Origin of the sequence: Rheinheimera sp. SA_1 (genome assembly GCF_001669775.1) — a bacterium.
Taxonomy (GTDB): Bacteria; Pseudomonadota; Gammaproteobacteria; order Enterobacterales; family Alteromonadaceae; genus Pararheinheimera.
The window spans coordinates 920749-944502 of sequence record NZ_LXWK01000011.1; the positions used below are offsets into that span (position 1 = coordinate 920749).

The 23754-nt window shown below is 50.7% G+C and carries 14 protein-coding genes; 9 read left to right on the forward strand and 5 right to left on the reverse strand.

The features are described from left to right. Positions 1-82 precede the first annotated feature (82 nt). Positions 83-3046: a TonB-dependent receptor gene (locus tag A5320_RS04980; protein ID WP_068061723.1), complete on the reverse strand. Its 2964-nt coding sequence runs from the start codon at positions 3044-3046 to the stop codon at positions 83-85. 472 nt (positions 3047-3518) lie between these two features. After that, positions 3519-4523, reverse strand: coding sequence for a LacI family DNA-binding transcriptional regulator (locus A5320_RS04985; RefSeq protein ID WP_068061725.1), 1005 nt, complete (start codon positions 4521-4523; stop codon positions 3519-3521). A 462-nt stretch (positions 4524-4985) separates the two neighbouring features. On the opposite strand from A5320_RS04985, the gene A5320_RS04990 reads away from it, so the two are divergent. The 6 genes from A5320_RS04990 to A5320_RS05015 are packed head-to-tail and all read left to right on the forward strand — an operon-like array spanning position 4986 to position 15855. Then, a complete protein-coding gene (locus A5320_RS04990) occupies positions 4986-7427 on the forward strand; it encodes a GH92 family glycosyl hydrolase (RefSeq protein WP_082971538.1) in 2442 nt (813 codons plus the stop codon). After that, complete coding sequence (locus A5320_RS04995) at positions 7424-8752, forward strand: sugar MFS transporter (RefSeq protein WP_068061728.1); 1329 nt, start codon at positions 7424-7426, stop codon at positions 8750-8752. The genes A5320_RS04990 and A5320_RS04995 overlap by 4 nt, the downstream gene beginning before the upstream one ends. After that, positions 8749-9819, forward strand: coding sequence for a carbohydrate kinase family protein (locus A5320_RS05000; protein ID WP_197489979.1), 1071 nt, complete (start codon positions 8749-8751; stop codon positions 9817-9819). Before A5320_RS04995 ends, A5320_RS05000 begins: the two co-directional genes overlap by 4 nt. Before the next feature lie 17 nt (positions 9820-9836). Further along, complete coding sequence (locus A5320_RS05005; RefSeq protein ID WP_068061730.1) at positions 9837-11084, forward strand: AGE family epimerase/isomerase; 1248 nt, start codon at positions 9837-9839, stop codon at positions 11082-11084. 17 nt (positions 11085-11101) lie between these two features. Beyond that, the gene (locus A5320_RS05010) at positions 11102-13495 is read left to right on the forward strand and encodes a GH92 family glycosyl hydrolase (protein WP_197489980.1); all 2394 of its coding nucleotides are present in this window, start codon (positions 11102-11104) and stop codon (positions 13493-13495) included. Beyond that, complete coding sequence (locus A5320_RS05015) at positions 13492-15855, forward strand: GH92 family glycosyl hydrolase (RefSeq protein WP_197489981.1); 2364 nt, start codon at positions 13492-13494, stop codon at positions 15853-15855. Before A5320_RS05010 ends, A5320_RS05015 begins: the two co-directional genes overlap by 4 nt. Before the next feature lie 62 nt (positions 15856-15917). Here the strand turns inward: A5320_RS05015 and A5320_RS05020 are convergent, their stop codons facing one another. Next, entirely contained in the window at positions 15918-16823 is a 906-nt protein-coding gene (locus tag A5320_RS05020; RefSeq protein WP_197489982.1) for a LysR family transcriptional regulator, read from the reverse strand. Between the two features lie 134 nt (positions 16824-16957). Here A5320_RS05020 and A5320_RS05025 point away from each other — a divergent pair, with 134 nt between their 5' ends. Next, a complete protein-coding gene (locus A5320_RS05025) occupies positions 16958-18052 on the forward strand; it encodes a zinc-binding alcohol dehydrogenase family protein (RefSeq protein ID WP_442966048.1) in 1095 nt (364 codons plus the stop codon). Between the two features lie 40 nt (positions 18053-18092). Here A5320_RS05025 and A5320_RS05030 read toward each other — a convergent pair whose 3' ends face one another. After that, on the reverse strand, positions 18093-19691 hold the full coding sequence (locus A5320_RS05030; RefSeq protein WP_068061732.1) for an MFS transporter: 1599 nt from the start codon (positions 19689-19691) through the stop codon (positions 18093-18095). A 145-nt stretch (positions 19692-19836) separates the two neighbouring features. Between A5320_RS05030 and A5320_RS05035 the strand changes: the two genes are divergently transcribed. Together A5320_RS05035 and A5320_RS05040 are read left to right on the forward strand one after the other, a co-directional pair. Continuing rightward, positions 19837-21777 (forward strand): GGDEF domain-containing protein, encoded by a 1941-nt coding sequence (locus A5320_RS05035; RefSeq protein WP_068061734.1) that lies wholly within the window; start codon positions 19837-19839, stop codon positions 21775-21777. Between the two features lie 99 nt (positions 21778-21876). Beyond that, a complete protein-coding gene (locus A5320_RS05040) occupies positions 21877-22737 on the forward strand; it encodes an AraC family transcriptional regulator (protein WP_068061736.1) in 861 nt (286 codons plus the stop codon). A gap of 93 nt (positions 22738-22830) precedes the next feature. Here the strand turns inward: A5320_RS05040 and A5320_RS05045 are convergent, their stop codons facing one another. Continuing rightward, the gene (locus A5320_RS05045) at positions 22831-23679 is read right to left on the reverse strand and encodes a hypothetical protein (protein WP_068061739.1); all 849 of its coding nucleotides are present in this window, start codon (positions 23677-23679) and stop codon (positions 22831-22833) included. Between the last annotated feature and the right edge of the window lie 75 nt (positions 23680-23754).

The window sequence follows — 23754 nt, forward strand, 5'->3', positions numbered from 1 at the left end:
ACCCGTATCTTCAATGATTTTGGGTATATATATCCGTCATGCTTGAAGATGCGGGGTATAGATCCCGGCAACAGGCTCAGCTTCAGAATTTATAATTAAGGCCTACATAAAAACGGCGACCCGAATAACTGCTGCTTAAGAAGCGTGAATCGGTGTCATTGCCAAGGCGTTGCACAGATTCAGACTCGGTCAGATTGACCACGGCGGCAGTCGCGACCAATGTCTCGGTCACACTGTAAGAGGCATTTAAATCCACCTGATCATAAGGATCGGAGAAGATGTTTAAGCCATTCGCCAGGCCACCCACCACTTCACCGCGCTTGTTGTAAGAAGCGCGCAGGCTGTAGTCGTCGTTTTCATAATAAGCCGACAGGTTGTATTGATAATCGGCACTCCCAACCAGCGGGGACTCACCCACTTTTTCGCCCTGCACACTGACATTGGCTTGGTTGGTCTTGTTGTGGGTATAGTTGGCGTTAACACCAAAACCATTTTCAAAGGCATGTTGAATAAAGACTTCCACCCCTTTCGAATTGGCGTCACTGCCGTTACCACTGGTGCTGTAAGGGCTCACGGTAATAGGACCTGCAGGTACCACGCCCGGTTGACCGGCGAAATCGCGGGTTGAACTGATGATCAGCGGCACCACGAAGTTATCTACGTCTTTATTAAAGACGGCGATACCTACAGCTGAGCCTTTGCCATAGTAATATTCCACCGACAAATCACTTTGTACCGATTCATATGGCTTCAGGTTTTTGTTACCACCTGAACCACGGAAACCCGGTAATTCGTTAAATGAAGCGCGATCTTCAGCCCATTCGTCCGACACAAAACTAATCCGCTCCTGGCTACCCAAAGCGCCATACCCCGGCCGGGACATCACTTTCGCCACCGCACCGCGCACCACCAGATTGTCACTGGCATCCCAGGCAATGTTGAAGCTTGGTAAGACGTTGGTGTCGGTTTTGGTCTGGCTAATCACGTCGAATTTTTCAATAAAACGCTTGTTGCCGGTGACAGGTAAACCGGTGACGTCATCGGTATGATCAAGGAAATAGGTGTACAAATCGGTGGATGCGCCAGTGGTTTCAGTGCGCACCACACGAGCGCCGACGTTACCGCGCAAGCTGCTAAATTCAAAATCACCCTGCAGATAACCGGCGTTGATCACTTCGGTGATGTCGTAGACAAAGTTGTCTTCAATCCGGGTATACAGCTGGTAATTGCTGGTGATCATGTCGCGATAAGCGTTCCAGTTAATGGTTGGCATCACGTTGATATTAAAGCCGCCAGGAATATTGCCTTCGGAGCTGGTATTGATCACCTTATTGGCCGCTGGCATGCCGCCATTCCACTGGTAACTGTCAAACACATTAATACCGCGGCCACTGGCCAGCGCGCCTTCGATATCAAAATCCTTCGGCAGGAAGAAGTTATTACCGGTTTCACGGTGCAATTCGCCGTTGCGGTATTTGTAACCGGCACGGATCATCGTAAAGACGCTGAAATCGACGTTAAAATCTAAATCAACCTGACCGTAGGTTTCGGCCAGGGTGCTGCGGACAAAACTGGAATTCGATGAGCCAGGGTCACGGCCACCGCCGACGCCCGCCATTAAATTGGTAATAATGGCCGGATCCATATACATATTGATGCTATCGCCGGTCATATTCCAGCCAGCATACTGGGCAGCGTTTTCGACAAACTTATCGCCTTCACCCCAGTTTGAGCTCTTATAGGCCGCTTCCCAACTTTCTGTTGGGCCGCCTTTGGCTTTGGTATGACCAAACACCAGCCGTGCCGTGAAAGCATCACCTTCATATTTCAGATTAAAATCGTAGGTGTCGGAGGTTGATTCTTCTTTGACGTAAGTCCCGCGGATCCACGGAAATTGCATGTCGTTTTGCGCGCCAGCAGCGCCAGCCGAATAATCAATCCCGGTGATCACCGAGTTGCTGGGATCAGTGTTCATATTGGTGACAAAGTTTGGATTCAGCGACCATTCCGGCATATCCAGCACCGACAAGGTCATATCCTGCCCCAGGGTGAAGCCGAAATAGTTGATGCCAACTTCTAACTTATCAGTCAGTTGCCATTGTGGCGTGATCTGAATACCTTCACGTTCGCGTTTTTCATTGGTGATGCCAGCACGGACAACTTGTGGTACCCAGTACCCTTCATATTTAGTGCCAGTGGCATCGACAATAGGTCCGATCAGGTCTTTGTTAGGAACGACATTGCCGTTCACATCCACCGGTTTGATGGTCTGACTGGTCCAGCGCCAATCACTGGTACTGCCGGTCAAGGTGCGGTTGGTACGGTCTTGTTTGGTGTAACCCAATAAAATACCGAAATTTTCGGCTTCATTTTTCCAGGAATAAACACCGGTAAAATGTGGTTCATAGTCGTCGGTAACGTCGGCGTAAGTCGCTTCAACGTTCATCACGCCAGAGCCAGAATCCATGTCTAACGGTTTACGGGTATGCAGTAAAATGGTGCCGCCGACCCCACCTTCATCCAATCTGGCTTCAGAAGATTTATAAACTTCGACTTTGGAAATCATCGCTGAAGGCAATAAAGCGTAGTCGAATGAACGGCTTGGTTCGCCAGGTGAAGAAGCGATAAAATTGCCGTTCAATTGGGTAAAGGTTAATTCAGAAGATAAACCACGAATACTGACCGCTGCACCTTCACCGCCACTACGGGAAATCACCACGCCAGGAACCCGTTGCAACGAGTCGGCGACGTTTTTGTCCGGGAATTTACCGATATCTTCGGCGGTAATGGCATCAACCACGGCACCGGCTAAACGTTTTACCGCCAGGTTTTCTGCCTGACTGGCGCGAATACCACGAACTTCAATGACTTCCGTCACCTGTTCTTTGGTTGTTGCTGTGGAGCTATCGTCGGTGTCCGCGCTGGCTTCTTGCGCCTGCGCCACACCAAAATTTGAGCCTAATGCTGTTAGAACGGCCAGTGAAAGCAAAGATCGGGTCAGACCTTTTTTCCACGCAGGCGTTTTGCTATCTATCCGGTTGACCATGGGTTCTCCCCCAGTGAATGGTGTAATCGTAAACATTGAAAGCATGTCTCGATTAATTTTTATTATTTCTTATGATGTTATGACCACTGCATTTCTCAACATCAGCGGAAATGGTTTTACCCTATATCCTTGAAAATGCAGGGGTGTTGGCCGCCTTCCTGAACCCCAATCGCATAGAACAGCTATGCTCATGGGGATTCACTCAGTTGCCGCCTACCTCCATCTTCAATGATTTGGGTAATCAGCTAAATGTAATCGATTACATATCGCGGTTAGATACTAGCCAGCATTGGCACTGCTGTCAATCTGTACAATTGCAGAAAAATAAAAAAATTCACTTGCGGGTCACAGAAGGGAAATAAAACAATTAAAGCATTGAATTGTAAGAATATATAGATATGTAAACTAAGGTGTCAGAGTCAATTGTTAACCAAAAAGAGTTAACAATTGACTCTGACACCGCGGTTAACAATTACCGGGCGGGGCCGCTGCTTTGGCGTTCGACCAGCTGAAATGGCAGGATTTCCCGGATACGGGTCAGACTTTCGCCACGCATCAGCACACTGAGGACCTCAAAAGCGCGGCGGCCCATGTCGTAGGCGGGTTGGTCGACGGTGGTCAGTGGAGGATCGATAAAAGCGGACACTTTGATATTGTCAAAACCGACCACTGAAATGTCTTGTGGCACTCTTAAACCATGTTTTTTGATTTCGTGAATGGCACCAATGGCGATGTCGTCGTTAAAACAGAAGATGGCGGTCGGCCGGACCGGCTGTTTGAGTAACTGCCGTACCCCGTCAATGCCGGCTTCGATGGTATAACTACCGCCAACTAACATTTCGTCCGGCAATGGCAGGTTTTCTTCCTGCAGCACACTGCGAATACCGGCTAGCCGTTCACGGTAAATCTGACTGCTGATTTGCCCGACAATAGCGGCGAATTTCTGATGGCCATATCCAACTAAATGATGCGCCAGCGCCCGGCTTGCGGCATAGTTATCCAGCTCGATCACCGGATACTTGCGCTCACCTTCAATCCGTTCACAGACGCTGACCATAGGAACATTGTCTGCCAATTCAGCATCTTGCGGCGCGAAGGGGAAAGAATGGTCCAGCTGAATCAAGCCATCGGCTCTGTTGCTCAGCACCATGCCGGCGTATTCGTTTTCGCGTTTACTATCACCCTGGGTATCGCCCAACAACACCGAATAACCTTTTTCCTGCGCCGCTTGTTCGATACCGCCAATAATGCGCAAAAAGAACGGGTTAGTCAGGTTGGGAACCAGCACCACGATCGAATTTGATTTACCACTTTTCACGCTGCTGGCCAACCAGTTTGGCCGATAGCCCGCTTGTTTTACCGCTTGCATCACTTTGTCGCGGGTGGCTTCGGTTACTTGCTCTGGTGATTTTAAGGTGCGGGATACAGTTGCCGTCGACACACCAGCCAATTCACTCACTTTTTTGATATTCGTCATTCGTCTGTACGTTCCCAAAGCCAGCGGATAATGCTGTTTGCTTTATATATTGTTCAGCTGTAGCCCGCTAAACATAACGGAAATATAGCGATTTTGGCTATATTCCCACTCCTTTCTGACAATAGCAAGCACCATGTAATCGATAACACTCATCACTAATTTAGCGCAGAACCGGGTAGTTAATAGCCATTAAACGATAAAATACGCCAGCTGGAACAACCAGTGAATTTTTTCTGGACAATTTTAAATGTAATCGATTACAGTCTGACTTAATCCCAAAATCATTGAAGTTGCGGCGCGGCGACAATTGAGCGAGACCCCAGGAGCATAGTTGCCCTATGTGACTGGGGCGAGCGAAAGAAGGCAACAAAGCCGCAGCTTCAAGGATGACGGGAAGCTCATTTTAAGCACAATGTTGGTGCCACCTGCACTGCCGGGAATTTCAGCGGAAAACCAAATCCAATGCGTAAAAAAATTCTTTTGAACTCAACAGCTTTACTCGCGACACTGACGTTAAGCCTAAGTGTGCTAAGCGGTTGCGATTCGGCAAAAAACAGCAATGCCGCTAACAATCTAGGGTCTGCCACGGCCGAAAAACCAGTACCCGCCACGCCAGATTTAGTGAATACGCCTGATTTAGTCCAGCACGTTAATCCGCTGATGGGCACCGACTCCAGTTTTGAACTGTCCTACGGCAATACCTACCCTGCCATTGCGCTACCCTGGGGCATGAATTTCTGGGCGCCGATGACCGCGCCAATGGGTGATGGCTGGACCTACAAATATGACGACCACAAAATCCGTGGCATTAAACAAACTCATCAGCCAAGCCCGTGGCTGAATGATTACGGCGCCTTTTCGTTGATGGCAGTCACTGGCAAACTGAAATTCCAACAGGATGAACGCGCGTCCTGGTTTTCGCATAAAGCGGAATCGGCCAAACCGCACCATTATTCGGTGTATCTGGCCGATTATGACGTGACCGCCGAAGTGACGCCGACTGAGCGCGCAGCGCAGTTCCGGTTTACCTTTCCAAAAACTGAGCAGGCTTATCTTATTCTGGATGCCTTTGATAAAGGCTCCAAAGTGAAAATCCTGCCGAAACAGCGCAAAATTATTGGCTACGCCCGCAACAACCACGGCGGTGTGCCGGCCAATTTCCACAACTACTTTGTGCTGGAATTTGATAAAGATTTTACCGTCAGTCATAGCTGGCATGACGGCTGGAAACTACAACCAAATCAGTTAGAAAGTGAAGGCCAGCATGTTGGCGCGATCATTGGCTTTGCCACTGAAAAAGGCGAACAGGTGCATGTCAAAGTGGCATCGTCTTTTATCAGCGAAGCGCAGGCCGAGCTTAATTTACAACGGGAAATTGGTGCCGATAGTTTTGCCCAGACGCAGCAAAAAGCCCATCAGATCTGGCAACAGCAACTGGCGCGGATCGACATCCAACAAGGCGATTTAGACCAGATCCGCACTTTTTACTCGTCGTTGTACCGGGTACTGCTGTTTCCGCGCAAATTTTATGAATTCGACAGCACCAACCAAATCGTCCATTACAGCCCTTACAACGGCGAAGTGTTGCCGGGTTATATGTTTACCGACAATGGTTTTTGGGACACTTTCCGCGCAGTATTCCCGTTTTTTAACCTGATGTACCCCGAACTCAATGGCCAGATCATGCAAGGCTTGGTTAATACCTATAAAGAATCGGGCTGGTTGCCGGAATGGGCCAGCCCTGGTCATCGCGGCGTGATGATTGGCTCGAATTCAGCCATTAATATCGCTGATGCTTACCTCAAAGGCGGCCGTGATTTTGATATCGAAACTTTATACCAAGCGGCGAAAAAGAACGCCGAAGTGGAGCAAGGCCGGCCAGTGTCGTCAGTGGGGCGTGAAGGGCTAAGTTATTACAATAGCTTAGGTTATGTGCCTTATGACGTCGGTATTCACGAAAATGCCGCCCGCACCCTGGAATATGCTTTTGCTGATTTTAACCTGTACCAACTTGCCAGTAAGCTTGGTAAAACCGAGGATGCGGCAGTATTTGCACAGCGCTCGCAAAACTATCTGAAACTGCTGGATCCAGAAACCAAATGGATGCGTGGCCGCAATAAAGACGGCAGTTTCCAAAGCCCGTTTAACCCGCTGAAATGGGGTGATGCTTTTACCGAAGGCAACAGCCTGCATTACAGCTGGTCGGTGTTTCATGATATTGCCGGCTTGCAGCAGGCAATGGGTGGCGAAGATATTTTCCTGAATAAACTCAACGAAGTCTTTGAAATGCCACCGACCTTCGATGACTCCTACTACGGTTTTACCATTCACGAAATCCGCGAAATGCAGGTGGTGAATATGGGGAATTATGCCCATGGCAACCAGCCTATTCAGCATATGATTTACCTGTACAACTACACCAGCGAACCCTGGCAGGCACAAGCGCGGCTGCGTGACGTCATGACCAAACTGTACAGCGCCACGCCGGACGGTTACAGCGGCGATGAAGACAACGGCCAAACCTCAGCCTGGTATGTGTTTAGCGCTTTAGGCTTTTATCCGGTAACGCCGGGCACTGATCAATATGTACTCGGCAGCCCGTTGTTTGAAAAGGTCAAACTGACCTTACCTAATGGCAAGACCCTGCAAATTAATGCACCAGGTAACAGTGCTAAAACACCTTATATTCAGGCACTTTCCTGGCAGCAGCAGACTTATCCAAAAAACTGGTTTAGTCATCACGAGCTTAGCCAAGGCGGCCAGCTGGATTTCCAACTGAGCGACACGCCGAATAAACAACGGGGTTTGGCAACTGCTGATCGACCCTATTCAATGTCGACGGCGAACCACACTGCTCCGACAACTGCCACAACCCCCACAACCCCAGAAAAGGCCAAACCATGAGTATAATTTCACAGGGCGGCAGCCAGCCTGCCGTCACTGGCGCCCCTAACATTTCGGGTAGCGGCGACCAATCCAACCACTTTGCCTTTGCTGCGATGACCAGTTTATTTTTTATCTGGGGCTTTATTACAGCGCTGAATGACATTCTGATTCCGCAACTCAAAGCGGCCTTTTCGCTCAATTACACTCAGGCGATGCTGGTGCAGTTTTGCTTTTTTGGCGCTTATTTTCTGGTGTCGCCGCTGGCTGGCAAACTGATTGAACGTATCGGTTATATCAAAGGCATTATGGTGGGTCTGGCGACCATCGCTCTGGGCTGTCTGCTGTTTTATCCGGCGGCAGAAATTTCGGTGTATGCGCTGTTTTTATTCGGGTTATTTATCCTGGCATCTGGGGTGACTATCCTGCAAGTCTCGGCCAACCCTTATGTGGCGATTCTCGGCGAAGAAGAAACTGCCGCCAGCCGGTTAAGTTTGGCGCAGGCAATCAATTCACTGGGTCATACATTGGCACCGCTGTTTGGTGCGGCGTTGATTTTTTCGGCAACGGCGGATTTGTCGGCCAGCGCTGAAGTTGCTGGCCAAACGGCAGATGCCAAATCAGTGCAGTTACCTTATCTGATTTTGGCGGGCGTCACTTTACTCACCGCTGCCGGTTTTTATTTCCTCAAGTTACCGCTGTTGACACCACCGGTTGCAGCAGCCAGCCCAACCCAGCAGCTGTTGACGGCAGAAAGCTCGATTTGGCAGCAAAAAGGTTTATTGCTCGGTGTGTTGGCAATTTTTTTGTATGTCGGTGCTGAAGTCAGTATTGGCAGTTTTCTGGTGAATTATCTGGCACTGGAGCATATTGGTGGCCTCTCAGAAAAACAAGCCAGCACCATGGTGGCGTATTATTGGGGCGGTGCGATGATCGGCCGTTTTATCGGTGCTTTGCTGACCCGTTATATTTCAGCCAGTTATGTGCTGCTGAGCAATGCGTTGATTGCGATTCTATTACTGTTTGTGACAATGAACTCAACTGGCATGGTAGCGGTCTGGTCGGTGATTGCGATTGGCTTTTTTAACTCTATTATGTTCCCAACTATTTTCACCATGGCTATTCGCGGTTTAGGGCCTTTGACCAGCCGTGGCTCGGGTTTGTTGTGCCAGGCGATTGTCGGCGGCGCTATTTTACCGTTGCTGCAGGGGCTGGTCGCTGACAGTGTTGGTGTGCAACTCAGTTTTATCGTGCCGGTGTTGGCTTATGGTTATATTGCCGGATATGCATGGTATAGCACCCGTCAGCAGCACCGCGTTTCGGCATTATCACAGGTATCGTTATGATCATTGTAAATTCTACCTCAGGCCAGCAGCGCGCTGCAGCCAAAGACCTGCGTCAGGTGCTGTGTTTTGGCGAAGCCTTGATTGATTTTTTACATATTGGTGTGCAACAACAAGGGCCACTGCAATTACCAGCCTACCGCCAGTTTCCGGGCGGTGCTCCGGCCAATGCCGCAGTCGCTGTAGCGAAATTAGGCGGTTTGGCGCGCTTCGCCGGTCAGGTTGGCCAGGATGCATTTGGTGATTTTCTGGCGCAGGCGTTACAGGCTTATGGCGTGGATTTGTCGTTACTGAAGCGTCACCCAACGGCTAAAACTGCTTTAGCCTTTGTAATGCTGGATGAAACCGGCGACCGGAGTTTTTCGTTTTATCGCGACCAAAGCGCCGACGTGTTATTTACACCAGAGCAAATCAGCGCCGACTGGTTTGATAGCAAACCTATTTTGCATTTTTGCAGCAATACTCTGACCGATGATTTTATTGCGCACACCACCACACAGCTGGTGATGCAGGCGAAAACGGCCGGTTGCCTGGTCAGTTTTGATGTCAATTTACGGCATAACTTATGGCAGGAGGGCGTTGCCCATCGCGAGCGGGTCAATGCGTTGGTGTGGCAGGCGGATATTGTGAAGTTTTCGCGGGATGAGTTGCAATATCTTTGTGATGGCTTCGAGTCAGCAGCGGCTTATCTTGAGCACTGCCTACAAGCCGGTTGCCAGTTATTGCTGGTTACCGACGGCGGTGGCAGGATTGACTATTATCGGGCCGGATCGGCGCCGGTAACGGTCACACCACCCAAAGTACAGGTGGTTGATACCACAGCCGGCGGTGATGCGTTTATCGGTGGTTTACTGTTTAGCCTCAGCTGTTTACCAGCTGCTTCATTGCCGCAAGGCGCCTTATTGCACGCTTGTATTGAATTTGCCACCGCCTGCGGCGCCGTCACTGTCACCCGACCAGGCGCTTTCCCCGCCCTGCCGGACGCAACTGAAATCCTCGCCGATTTGGCCAGTCGCCAGGTTGACGTACAAGCCTTAATACCCTTTTTGCCGGTCGCCCCGGCCTGTTGAATTTCCGGAGATTGATGATGCCAAGCACCTCACAGCCTAATAATTATTACGACCAGAATTTTATTCTGCAGCATTGTCAGGACATTCTGGGTTTTTATGATCCACGGGTAGTCGACCCATCCGGCGGTTATTTCCACAATTACTTTGATAACGGCGAGTTGTTTAATCCGGGATTTAAACAGCTAGTGAGCAGCACCCGCATCGTCATTAACTACGCCACAGCGGCGATGTTATTTGCCGCTGATACAGATAAATCAGAGAAATACAAAGCAATCGCCCAGCACGGCCTGAACTATGTCGAGCAAGTGCACTGGCGCGAAGATATCCAGGGTTACGCCTGGACTTTACAAGACCACCAGCCGCTCGACACCACGCAACAAGCTTATGGTTATGCCTTTGTGCTGCTCTGTTACGCTGCTGTGCATAAAGCCGGTTTAATTAAAGACAGCCATAAACTCAACCAAACTTATCAGTTGCTGGAACAACGTTTCTGGCAAGCCGATTTTGGACTGTATGCCGATGAAATCAGCCCGCAAGGTGTGCTCAGTGATTATCGCGGCCAGAACGCCAATATGCATTTATGTGAAGCGATGCTGGCCGCTTATGAAGCCTGCGGCGAGCGGCTTTTCCTTGAGCGCGCCATGACCTTGGCGCAGAACATCACAGTGCGGCAAGCGGCGTTAACCGACGGCCTGGTGTGGGAACATTACACCCCCAGTTTCCAGCCGGACTGGAACTACAACAAAGCTGATCCGAAAAACCTGTACCGTCCCTGGGGTTTCCAACCTGGCCATCAGACCGAATGGACCAAGTTATTGCTGATTTTACACCGCCATCAACCGCGGGACTGGCTCGTCACCAAGGCGTGTGAACTGTTTGACCGCGCTTACGAGCAAGCCTGGGACGCCGAACATGGCGGCTTGATTTACGGTTTTGCGCCGGACGGTCGCTGGTGTGACGATGACAAATATTTCTGGGTGCAGGCCGAAAGTATGGCGGCGGCGGCGTTGTTGTACCAAACCACCGGCGCCGAAGTGTATTTAGTGGCGTATCAGAATTTATGGCAATACAGCTGGGATCATTTAATTGATCACCAATACGGCGCCTGGTTCCGCTTGCTAAACCGCGACAACAGCAAAGTCAGCAGTGAGAAAAGCGCCGCCGGTGCCAAGTGCGACTACCACACCCTGTGTGCTTGCATTGAAGTGCTGCGTGGTATGGGATTTGCCAGCTTGCCGCTTGTTAGTTTTAACAGCGCAGACTAAGCCGGAGGCCGGGGTTGATGCATAACTGCCATAATGATTCGGCAAAGGTTGTTTCGGCGAAGGCGATTGCAGTGTTGGCAAGCTTGCTGCTGATGGTTGGCGTCACTAGCTGCAGTCAGCCCGCACAGCAGGCGCCGCAACAAGCCACGGCTAACAACTCAGCTGATGAAGTGCTGACTGCTACCGATCCGCTGTTGTTTGTTGATCCGCTGATTGGCACTGACGGCAAGGGTAAAACCTACCCTGGCGCGACCGTGCCTTATGGCATGGTACAACTAAGCCCCGACAATGGCCGCACCGGCTGGGACTGGATCGCCGGTTATTTTTACCCCGATACCATCATCGCCGGCTTTAGTCATACCCATTTATCCGGCACCGGCGCCGGAGATTTATACGATATTTCCTTTATGCCACTGCGCTTGCCGCTCAAACGTGAAAAAACCGACGGCGGCCCGGCAGCAGGCACGCTGGTATCCAGCTTTTCGCATCAGCAGGAACAAGCCCAAGCCGGGTATTATCAGGTGTATTTGCCGGATTATCGGGTCAATGTTGAGCTGACTGCTGGCCTGCGGACCGGTTATCAGCGGTATCGGTTTGATGAAATACAAGCGGCAAATAGCGCCCCGCTCATCCGCCTCGATTTAGGCTATAGCCGCAACTGGGACAAAACCACTGCCAGCGCCATTCGCATTATCGATGCTTACAGTATTGAAGGTTATCGTTATTCCAGCGGCTGGGCGCCCAAGCAAAAAGTGTATTTTTACACTAAGTTTTCAAAGCCAATCAGCAGCTTACAGTGGCAGCTGGCTTGCGACACTGAACAGTTGCAAGCTGATGGCAGCCTCAGTACTGTCGAATTGTCTGCCGCGGCCAAACAACAACAAGGCGTAGCAGTGGCGTTATTGCTGCAATTTGCCACTGCACATCGTGACATCACCGTCCGTACCGCGCTCAGCTCGGTCAGTAGCGACAACGCCCGGCAAAATCTGTTGGCTGAAGGCGAAGCGCTGAGCTTTGACGAAGTGAAACAACAAGCACAACAAGCCTGGCGCACCGAATTATCGCAAGTACAAGTGACCGCCAGTCGCGATAACTTAATCCAGTTTTATACCGCTTTATATCACAGCGCTTTAGCGCCCAGAGTTTTTGCCGACAGCGACGGCCGGTTTTTAGGCCCGGATGGCCAGGTGCATCAGCGCACTGACCATACCCATCATGATTTTTTCAGTTTATGGGATACTTTCCGCGCTTTGCATCCGTGGAAAACGTTGTTTAATCCAGAGCGTAATCAACAGCAGTTGTTGTCGTTACTGGATCACGCCGAGATCTCTGGCCTGCTGCCAGTGTGGAATTTTCAGGGCAACGAGACCGATATGATGCTCGGTTACCACGCAGTGCCGGTGTTAGTGGACAACTACTTAAAGGGCCACTTAACCAGCAAACAGCCACAGGAACTTGGCGATAAAATTCTGCAGTTAGCGGTTAAAAGTGCCAAACAGCAGGCATTTGGCTTACAAAGTTATCAGCAGCTTGGCTACGTGCCTTATGCCGAACGCAAATGGAATGTCGCGCTGACGCTGGAATATGCCTATGACGATTGGGCTATTGCCCGCTTGGCCGAACACTTAGGTAAGACTGACATTGCCGCCGAATTTCGCGCCCGCTCGCAAAACTATCACCAACATTTTGATACCACCACTGGCTTTATGCGCGCTAAAGACGGCGCAGGTAAATTCCGGATGCCGTTTGACCCGAACGCCTATCATCCGGAAGATTATTGTGAAGCCAATGCCTGGCAATACAGCTTTTTTGTGCCGCATGATGTGCCGGGCTTAATTGCTTTGTACGGCGGTCCGGCCGCGTTCACTGCCAAACTGGATCAGATGTTTAGTACTGCGCAGCTGATTTCCTCACAAACCAGCGCCTCACAAACCAGCTCCGCGCAACCGCTGCCAGAATGGATTTCCGGTTATATTGGCCAGTACGTGCATGGCAATGAACCCAGCCATCATGTGCCCTATTTGTACCAATACGCTGGTAAGCCTGCTAAAACGCAGGCGCTGGTGCGGCGGATTATGCACGAGCTGTATAGCACCAAGCCGGACGGCCTCGCTGGTAATGAAGATGCCGGGCAAATGTCGGCCTGGTATTTATTCAGCGCTTTGGGCTTTTATCCGGTGGATCCGGTATCCGGCGAGTACGTGTTGGGCAGCCCGGAAGTGCATCAGGCCATACTGCAACTGGGTAACGGTAAGCAGTTGACAGTTAAAGCTTTAAATCAGTCGCCGCAGCATCTGTATGTCAAAGCGGTGACTTTCAACGGCACGCCGGTGACTGGTTTTACTATCTCTCACCAGCAACTGATGCAAGGTGGCGAACTGATTTTTACCATGAGTGAGCAAGCACCATGAAGTTGAACAAGCGATTTGCGTATTTTGCGATGCCACAAGGTCTGCTATTTGGATTGCTGCTCAGTCTGCCAGCGGCTCCGCTGCAGGCTAAAGAAATGCCAGCCAGCTCCAGCCCCAGCCCCAGCCAATACGTAAACCCTTTTATCGGTACCGCCAACTTTGGCGCCACCCACCCCGGCGCGCAGTATCCGCAAGCACTGGTATCAGTGGCGCCTTTTAATGTCGCTTTTGATGGCAAAAGCGCCGACGGCAATAAACTAAACCAATTTGAAAAAGACGCCGCCTGGAATTCGCGCGGTTATATCTTCGAGAATAAATTCCTGACCGGCTTTAGCCATGTCAATTTAAGTGGCGTGGGCTGTCCGGATTTGGGTGTACTACTGCTGATGCCAACTAGCGGCGCGCTGGAACTGGACGCCGAAAAATATGGTTCCACTTATCAGGATGAACAAGCCAGCCCTGGTTATTACCGAACTGAAATCAGCAAATACAACACAACAGCCGAAGTCACCAGCACCTTACGCAGCGGTCGCAGCCGCTTTACCTTTCCGGCCGGTCAGGCCAATATTCTGCTGAATTTAGGGCTTGGCCTGACCAACGAAAGTGGCGGCAGTCTGCAAATTAATTCCGCCACTGAAGTGCAAGGCAGCCGCAGCATTGGCACTTTTTGTTATCACAGCGAACAAGCGCGGCCGGTGTATTTTGTAGCCCGTTTTAACAAACCAGCGCAGCGTTTTGGCGGTTTTAAAAAAATGCCGTTATACAAAAATGTCGAAGCCGAGTGGATGCCACATAACAACAACTACAAAGCCTACCCTTTTCACCGCCAGGTGCTGAGCGGTGATGATATCGGCGCTTATTTCAGCTTTGACAACAAGGTTGGCGAGGTGATTGAAGTCGAGCTGGGGGTATCCTGGGTCAGTATCGACAACGCGCGGCAAAATCTGGATGCAGAGCAATATCAGACGGCTTCGACTTCAGCGCCGACAGTGTCAGCAAAACGCTTAAGCTTTGACGAATTACGCCAGCGTTCAGTGCAAGCATGGGACAACCTGCTTAGCCGCATCGATATCGATGCCAGCCAAACCGACAAAACCTTGTTTTACACCGCCTTGTATCACAGCCTGATCCACCCGAGCATTATCAGCGACGTCAATGGCGATTACCCATTGATGGGCGAGTTCGCTGCAGATAAACCTTTGTTTGGCAATAATAAAAATCAGCCACGCTATTCGGTGTTTTCATTATGGGACAGCAATCGCAATGTGCATCCGCTACTTAGCCTGGTCTATCCGGAGTTGCAAAGCGCGATGGTGCAGACGATGGTAGCGATGAGTCAGGAACATGGCTGGCTGCCAAAATGGGAGCTGGTTGGTATCGAAACCAAAGTGATGGTCGGCGACCCGGCGGCGGTGGTGATTGCCGATACTTATTTACGTGGCATCCGCGATTTTGATGTAAAAACCGCTTATCAGGCGATGAAAAAAGCCGCATTGACGGCGACGAATAACCCGCTGCGACCAGAAAATGCTGATTATCTTAAGCTCAGCTACGTGCCGGTCGACGACGAAGGTCCTTATGATGGCAGTGTATCCACCAGCCTGGAATATTATCTGGCCGATGCCGCCATTGGCCGTTTGGCAGCCGCGCTTGGACACACCGATGACGCCGCGTTGTTTCAGCAAAAATCGCTGAATTATCAGAAGTTATTCGACGCTTCGACCGGTATGCTAAGGCCAAAAAAACGTAACGGCGAATGGCATAGCCCGTTTAATCCGGACAGCGGCCGCAACTTTGAACCCACCGCTGGGTATATCGAAGGTACCGCCTGGAATTACCGGTTTTATGTGCCACACGATGTGCCGGGCTTGATCAAGCTATTGGGCGAAGACGAGTTTGTCCGGCAACTGGATCTGACCTTTGACAGCGGCAAATTTGATATGGCGAATGAGCCGGATATTACTTATCCGTTTTTGTACAACTATTTATTGCAAAGCGGCAGCAGCGCTTTATCGCAAAGCCAAAGCTCAGCCCGGGTCAAACAGCTTATAAAACAGCATTACCACAACACCCCAGCCGGTTTACCCGGCAACGATGACACCGGCACCCTATCCAGCTGGCTGGTATTTAGCATGCTCGGACTCTACCCCACCGATCCCGGCAACCCAACCTACACCCTATTCGCCCCAACGGTAAAAAGCGCACGCATCAGCCTAAACCCAGCTTATTACCCTGGAAAAACACTGGAAATTCAACAGAATGCTGCAAGCAACTCTAGCTACAGCTGGCAAGATAAAGCGCTGAAAACCCCATTTATCAGCCATCAACAGCTGGTGCAAGGTGGTGTGTTACGTTTGTAATTTCTGGGGTCAGAGTCAATTGTTAACAGATTTTTGTTAACAATTGACTCTGACCCCAAATGTTAATTGATTCTAGCCAACTGCTGCGCCACCCGAATTCTCAGTTCATCACGCAGCAGCAACACCGTTGGGCTGACCTGAGCGCGGCTGGCGCAGACCAGATTGAGTTGCTGTGGGTGTGGTTTGAATTCTGGTAGTAGCGAAATGACCCGGCCGACGCGTAAATCTTCCGACATATCCAACGCTGATTTGAGTGCAATGCCTTTGCCACTGACTGCCCAGCGCCGGACGATTTCGGCGTCGTTGCTGACGCGGTTGCCGCTGACGCTGACCGTAAAAGGATCGTCTTGATAGCCAAAATGCCAGTTAGCAAAGGTGCGTTGGTCGATGAGATACAACAAGCAGTTATGTTGTTGTAAATCAATTGGATGCAGCGGCTTACCATGTATCGCCAGATAGCTTGGCGCAGCACACAACACCCGTGGCACATCGGCAATATGAAAGGACACCAGATTTGAATCCGGCAAGGCGCCATAACGCAGCGCGACGTCAACTTGCTCGGCAGTGAGGCCGGCAATTTTATCGGAAAGCTCCAGCCGGATGCGCAAATCCGGATGTTGATCCTGCAGCTCATCCAGCCAGGGCAATAATAGATTTCGCCCCAGATCGCTTGGTGCAGTCAGTCGTAATTCACCGCCAATCCGGCCACTTTGTTCGGTCAATTCCTGCTTGCCCTGCTCCAGCGCGGTCAATGCATTCTGGCAATGCTGCAGGAATTTTTCGCCAGCGCTACTGAGTTTCAGCGAACGGGTGCTGCGAATTATTAGCGCGGTACCCACATAAAGCTCCAGCCGTTTCAGCGCTGCGGAAGCGGCGGCGGGCGTTAAATCAAATTGCCGGGCAGCGGCACTGATACTGCCGGTGACCACAATTTGTTGAAACAGTTTTAAATCCTGAAGTTGCAGCATTTTCAAATTTTATTTGATAAAGAATGTGTTTTTAGATGGTTTTTCTAATGATGTCAAACCGGCACAATGCGCGTCATTCAAGCCAGTTACTTTTTGAACAATCAATTTAAATCGAATAAACCCGGAGTTTTTAAATGACACAACAAACCCAAACGACTTTACCAACAACGTTACCGACTTCTTTACCAAAAACCATGCGCGCCATCGGTTATACCGCATCGTTACCGATCGACAATCCGCAAGCACTGCAGGATTTAACACTGCCATTACCAAGCTTAAAACCGCATGATTTATTGGTGAAGATTAGCGCCATCGCCGCCAATCCGGTTGATTATAAAATCCGTCAGAACCGCCCGGGCAGCACAGAAAAACCAGAGATCCTCGGCTGGGATGCAGTGGGTACTGTGGTCGCCACTGGCGAAGCTGTGACTTTATTCCAAACAGGTGACCAGGTGTTTTACGCCGGAGCGCTCGACAGACCCGGTGCTAACAGTGAATTTCATGCGGTTGACGAGCGTCTGGTCGGCCACAAACCAAAAACCCTCAGCGATGCCGAAGCTGCAGCTTTACCGCTAACCGCCATTACCGCTTGGGAATTGTTATTTGACCGGCTACAGCTGAATCAGCCAGCAACAACGCCACCAACCTACACCCCAAAAGTACTGCTGATTAGCGGCGCCGCCGGTGGTGTGGGTTCGGTGATGGTGCAACTGGCCAAACTGCGCACCGATGCCATTGTGATTGGCACTGCTTCCAGGCCGGAAAGTCAGGATTGGGTGAAGGCGTTAGGTGCTGATTATGTGATTAATCACCAGTTGCCGCTGGCGGAAGAACTGGCGCGTATCGGCATCAACGAAGTCAGCCATATCGCCAGCCTGGTCGATACCGCCGCCTATTATGATCAGTTTATTGCCGCCTTAGCGCCACAAGGCAAGCTAGCGCTGATTGATGACCCAAAAACCGCGCTGGATATCCGGCCGCTGAAGCTAAAAAGCCTGAGCCTGCACTGGGAACTGATGTTTACCCGTTCATTATTCCAGACGCCGGATCAACAACAGCAACATCAGCTACTAAACCAAGTCGCAGCGCTGGTCGATAGCGGTCAGTTGAAAACCACGGTTGGCCAACAGCTGGGGGCTATCAACGCGACCAATCTACGCCAGGCGCATGCGTTACTGGAACAAGGCCAAGTGATTGGCAAGTTGGTGTTAAGTGGTTTTGCTGACTAAGAACCACAGTCAAAGCGGCTGAAATCCAAATTTCAGCCGCTTAGCGAGCCGCCGAGCGGTCAATCACCGACTGATGTACCGCTTCCAGCGTTTTGCCCCGGGTTTCAATACCATGGCGATACAACACCCAACAAGCTACCACCAGACTCAAGCCCAGCAATAACGCCGAATAGGCCATATGATCAAAAGCGCCATAAACCCCGAGAATAGCACCCAGAATGCCACCAAATTTGGAGCCAGCAGCCACTAAGCCTGAACCTGAGCCTCGTAGCTGCACTGGATAAATTTCGGCAGCATAGGGGATCAACATCGCTATCACGCCACTGGCACTCACCAGCAATAAAGTAATAGCCACCGACAACCAGAACGGCTGATAAAACTGCATCAGATCAAACAGCACAAAGGACATCAACGACAAGGCAGTCAGTAGTAAAAACAGCATCAAAGTACGGATACTGCTCCAGCGGTGATACAGCCAAATCACCAGTAACACTGCAGGCACCGCCATCATCGCCGATTTGGCAATAATGGCACTGGCCTGCGCCGCAAGGCCAAGCGCGCCAAGGTTAATTGGCAACCACAACAAAAAGCCAAAGTTGACTAAACCCCAGGCCACACCGGCCAGCATCAGGCCCAAACTGATCCCGGCGTACGGCATTTGAAACAATTGCTTAAAGCTGGATTCCGGTACTTCCGGCGCCTGTTCAACCACCACCTGCTCATGACCCTGGCCATCATTACCAAATCTGGCGAGCACAGTTCTAGCCTGTTGCGTCAGGCCCTGCCCGGCTAAAAATCGCGGTGATTCAGGTAAATATCGGTTCAGCACAATCAACAATAAACCTGTTGGTAAGCCTAATAACCACAACACCCGCCAGCTGAACATCGGCTCCAGAATAGCGGCAGAGCCAGCAGCAACCAGATAACCGGCGGCAGTACCAATACCACCCAGTGCCACCAGTAACCAGCCGCGATGCGCCGCCGGGATGGTTTCAGCCATCAAGGTAAAAGTAATCGGCAATAAGCCACCGGCTGACATGCCCATTAAAAAACACATAATCAGGTTCCATTCGAACGTCGGCATGGCGCCGCAAATGGAAGTTCCGATAAACATCAAAGCAGATAATAAAATAGCGGCGCGACGACCAAATTTATCGGCAGCTATGCCCCACAACACCGATCCCACCGTAGTGCCGGTTAAGGCTACCAAAGCCAGGGTACCGGCGGTTTTGCTGTCAATTTCATACTCGAGTTTGATGCCTGGCATTACAAAACCCAAAGTGGCCGGTTTCATCACATCGACAATCACCGCCGCCAGCAACACCACCACCAGCGTCCAGTGCTCGCGATTCAGCGGCAACTGATCGGCAACATGGAACTGTAACTGACAACTTTGTTGCTGTTTCAGCTGGCTCATTCTTGGCATAAGGCCATACATCGCCAGCAATAAACCAAATGGGATCAACCCCATACCGACCAGCATATTGGTGTCCATCGGCATTCCAACCATCTGATAATTCATATAAGAGGCGTGAATAAACATTGGAATATGCGCCAGCACCCCGGCGGTAATGGCCATACAACCCAGCCAGAATGCCAGCGGGTGATAAAAATGCAGGCCTGCGGATGCCTTGCTCATGCTAAGTTCCGAAAAAGAAAAAAATCAGCATAAAGCAGTTGTCTGCGACTAACAATCTGATTTAATTAGACCTCAGCTTGTTTCCGGAATATTGTAAATTGCAGGTTAGTGCACTGAAAAATATGCAGCACAGGAATTAAAACGGATGGGATTTTTGAAATTGACCTGGAATACTTTCTGTGGACAGCGAGCGCCAGTCATTTATGTTACAGGCAGCAAACGGCGTTTATCACTGACTTTAGTTCTGATTTTCTTCGGCCTAAGTTTTGGCGCAACAGCCAACACACAGCCTCAACTTACTCAGGAACTCAGCGCTGCCGAGACTTTATTCGCCAGCGACGCCAAAGCCGGTGAAGCAGCTTTTCGCACCTTACTTACGCAACAAACCGAGCCGGAAGCACAGCTGAAAGTGCAGCAAGTCTGGTGCTGGGCGCTGGCACCAGCCCAACCGGACGCTGCGGTCACTTTAGTGCAGCATGTCAACAGTCAGCACCCCACAATGGCGAAGCTGTGGCAACTGCGGTTTCAGTTGTGTCAGGGGTATGCCGAAGAGCAACGCGGCGATAATCAGCGGGCGTTTGAGCTTTATCAGGACATTCTGCAGCAGGAACTTTCAATACAAGATCCGGAACTGCATATTCGCGCCCTCAGCCTGCGCGCCGAGCAATATGCCCGTACTGGCGAATATCCAAAGGCATTGGCCGATTTCCAGCAGGCGTTGGCAGTTGCAGCGCAGCAAAATGACCCGAACGCGGAAAGTTACATCAGCAATGCGCTGGCCAATCTTTATGCCGATCCGGCAGTGGCCGATTATCAGGACGCTATTCCGTTATATCAACGCACGCTGGCGTATCATCGCAGTAAACAGAATTTGCAGGACGAAGCCACCGCCCTGTTTAACCTCGGCAGCACTTATGAAAGCATGGGGGACTTGCCGCAAGCGTTGGAGTATTTGCAACAGGCCCTCAAAGTGGAACTGCAACGCAAACAACCGGATGACATCGCCTATAACCAGCGCTCGATTGCAATCGTACTGACCAAATCCGGCCGCGCCGCTGAGGCGGTGGCCTTGCTGGATCAGGCGATTGCCCACTACCGAAACAGCAACAATCTGGAATATCTGGCGTATTGCCAGCTCAGCCGCGCGGTCAGTTACAAGGCGCTGCAACAATGGCAACTGGCAGCGGACGATTTAGCCGCGGCCGAACAGTATTTTAAAGCCAACCGCAATCCGCGGTTTGAAGCCAGGTTATACAAAGAATTCGCCGATTTACAGGCAAAACGTGGTGAATGGCAAAGTGCCTTTTTGCTGCAACTACAGCAATTACAACGTGACGCCCAGCTGCAACAACAGTTATTAGACCAGCGCACCAGCGCGTTAAAAACCCAGTTGCAAACCGAACAAATCCGCAGTGATAAAGAGCTACTGCAGCAAAAAAACCTGCTGCAACAACAACAATTGCAAGATGCCGAGCAGTTAAAGTTATGGCAGATGATCGCGCTTGGCTGCGCCACGATGCTGATCCTGACCTTGTTGTTATTGATACAGCGCCAGCGCAAATTATCGCGCCAGCTGGCCGATTTAGCCTTGCTCGACGAGCTGACCCGCTTACCCAACCGCCGCCATACCGTGGCGATGGCCGAGCAGTTATGGCAACAATCCAACGCCAGCACAAAAAATGGCGCGCCATTTTCAGTATTGGCGCTGGATATCGACTTTTTCAAAAGCATCAACGACACCTTCGGCCATCAAGCCGGCGACTTGGTACTGAAAAAAGTGGCGCACTGCCTGCGATTTTCCCTACGACCGCAAGATAAAATCGGCCGGGTTGGCGGCGAAGAATTTCTGATTTTACTCCCCGCGACATTGCCATCGCAGGCGCTGGAAATTGCCCAGCGCTTATGTCTGGAACTCGAAGCCTTAAACTGGCCGGAACTGGCGCCTGATCGCAAAGTCACCATCAGTATCGGCATCGCCGGCAAAGCCCAACAAGCCGATTTACTACAACTCTGGCACCAGGCCGACACTGCTTTGTATCAGGCCAAACATCAGGGCCGGAATCAGGCGGTGTTGTTTTCGGTTTGAAGAAAATGAATGAGGTTGGTGCAACGCCACACCTCGCCAATGCCAAACTGAGCAACCTAAATCAATGCAGCCTCCTTAAACTCTGGACTTGGAGGGATGATGAGCAAACGCAGCACACAACAGGATTATGCCCGGCGCTTGATGAAGGTGGTGAAGCTGATCTGGCAAGATCCAACACGACATTATTCGCTGGAGCAACTGGCCAGCGTCGCCAATTTTTCGGCCTTTCATTTTCACCGGATTTATCGCGACATGATGGGAGAAACAGTTGCAGCGACACAACAACGGCTGCGACTGCATTTTGCCTCGCGTGATTTAGCGCTGGATGAAGTACCGCAAATTCGCGTGGCACAACGCGCTGGCTTCCAAAGCAGTGCCGCTTTTGTTCGCGCTTTTACGGTGGCCTATGGCGTCACACCGGGCGTATACCGTCGTCAGCGTTTGCTGGCCCTCCAATTAAAAAACCTACAGGAGAAAGCTATGTATCACGTTGAAATTCGTACTTTAACTGCCCCGATCCATTTGGCCGCACGACGCCATCTTGGATCTTACTTAAACATTGGTGAAGCATTCAGCTTGCTGGAATTGGAGATTGGCAAGTTAACCGTTCCGCCGTTACCGCGCTGGTTTGGTTTATTTTACGATGAGCCAGACCACGTCAGGCAAGGCATTATCGGCCCGGAATCACGTTCGGATGCCTGTGTCGAAATTACTGCTGACTCAGATTTGCCTGATCAGCTGCAAAAAGTGCACATTCCACCAGGCCGTTTTGCGGTGATAGAACACCGTGGCGCCTACAGTGAACTTGACCATGCATATCAATGGCTTATTGGGCATTGGTTGCAGCAAAGCGACGAACAGCCAGCAGCTTTGCCAGGTATTGAGCTGTACCTGAATGACTCCAGCAATACCGCCCCAAAAGATCTGCGCACGGAAATTTGGCTGGCGCTGGACAATTAAGTTTTCACCGCAAAATATCGTCCCTTGTTGCCGGTAACCCAAAACAGGCAGCTAGGTCAGAAACCATCCTAGCCGCCATATACGAATAGGCGGCTAATTACTGGTTAGCGACGGCCAGTTTCGATCCTGCCAGTGGTACAGTTGCAAACTAAACATCACTGCCAGTAGCCATTGTTGCTGCGCTGGCGCCACATTTTTGCCCAACCATAGCCGGGACTGGTCCAGACTTAATTGCAGCGCCGACTGCACACCAGCGTTTTGCCCAAGTAAATAACCATCTTCAACCCGCTGAAATAACGGATTGTATTGCGATAAATTCGGGCCTGCTTGCACCGGATCCAATTGAAAAACTTGAGCACCCTGATGCAAACGGAAGCTGGGCTTTGCACCAGATTTGCGCTCGACAATCAGTTCAGAGACCTGCCCTTGCTGGGTCAGTTTACAACCAAGATAACTGGCGGCTTGCTCTGAGGTTTGCCAGTTGTAACTATTCACACCATTGTCCAACGTCTCTTCGCCAGTCCCAAACACCAGCAGCTGACATTCACTGTGTACTGGCGCTAAACCTGCTGCAGCCACATTAAAACTGAAACTTTGCTCGCCACGACTACTGAATTCGCTGACCAAATCACCACGAGTGTTAACGGCGTCGTGAAACAACAGCTGAAATAACAGTCCACCGGTTGCCGTGGTTTTCCAGCCCGTTCCCCTGGATACTTTCTCCAGATACTTACCGGATAAATCCATGTTTTCAATGTGAAAGGCCCCGATGTTCTGGTGAAAGGCTTCATCGCTTAGGGTCACTACAGGTCGTTTTATCGGATATTGTTGTGCTTGCTGCGCAAAGGTGACGGGAATGGGCATATCTTCTTCGGGGGTCGACTGGCAGGCAGTTAAGCCTGCAACGCATAACAAAGCACAGCTGACAAACTTAAGTTTCATGTTGGTACTCCGGCCGTTGGGCAAGATGCCCAAGCATAGGGTGATGGTAACACTCAATAAACAATAAAATCCCTT

Coding starts and splice junctions, on each gene's coding strand:
- A5320_RS04980 (WP_068061723.1), bottom strand. CDS start 3,046: ATGGTCAACCGGATAGATAGCAAAACGCCTGCGTGGAAAAAAGGTCTG.
- A5320_RS04985 (WP_068061725.1), bottom strand. CDS start 4,523: ATGACGAATATCAAAAAAGTGAGTGAATTGGCTGGTGTGTCGACGGCA.
- A5320_RS04990 (WP_082971538.1), top strand. CDS start 4,986: ATGCGTAAAAAAATTCTTTTGAACTCAACAGCTTTACTCGCGACACTG.
- A5320_RS04995 (WP_068061728.1), top strand. CDS start 7,424: ATGAGTATAATTTCACAGGGCGGCAGCCAGCCTGCCGTCACTGGCGCC.
- A5320_RS05000 (WP_197489979.1), top strand. CDS start 8,749: ATGATCATTGTAAATTCTACCTCAGGCCAGCAGCGCGCTGCAGCCAAA.
- A5320_RS05005 (WP_068061730.1), top strand. CDS start 9,837: ATGCCAAGCACCTCACAGCCTAATAATTATTACGACCAGAATTTTATT.
- A5320_RS05010 (WP_197489980.1), top strand. CDS start 11,102: ATGCATAACTGCCATAATGATTCGGCAAAGGTTGTTTCGGCGAAGGCG.
- A5320_RS05015 (WP_197489981.1), top strand. CDS start 13,492: ATGAAGTTGAACAAGCGATTTGCGTATTTTGCGATGCCACAAGGTCTG.
- A5320_RS05020 (WP_197489982.1), bottom strand. CDS start 16,823: ATGCTGCAACTTCAGGATTTAAAACTGTTTCAACAAATTGTGGTCACC.
- A5320_RS05025 (WP_442966048.1), top strand. CDS start 16,958: ATGACACAACAAACCCAAACGACTTTACCAACAACGTTACCGACTTCT.
- A5320_RS05030 (WP_068061732.1), bottom strand. CDS start 19,691: ATGAGCAAGGCATCCGCAGGCCTGCATTTTTATCACCCGCTGGCATTC.
- A5320_RS05035 (WP_068061734.1), top strand. CDS start 19,837: ATGGGATTTTTGAAATTGACCTGGAATACTTTCTGTGGACAGCGAGCG.
- A5320_RS05040 (WP_068061736.1), top strand. CDS start 21,877: ATGAGCAAACGCAGCACACAACAGGATTATGCCCGGCGCTTGATGAAG.
- A5320_RS05045 (WP_068061739.1), bottom strand. CDS start 23,679: ATGAAACTTAAGTTTGTCAGCTGTGCTTTGTTATGCGTTGCAGGCTTA.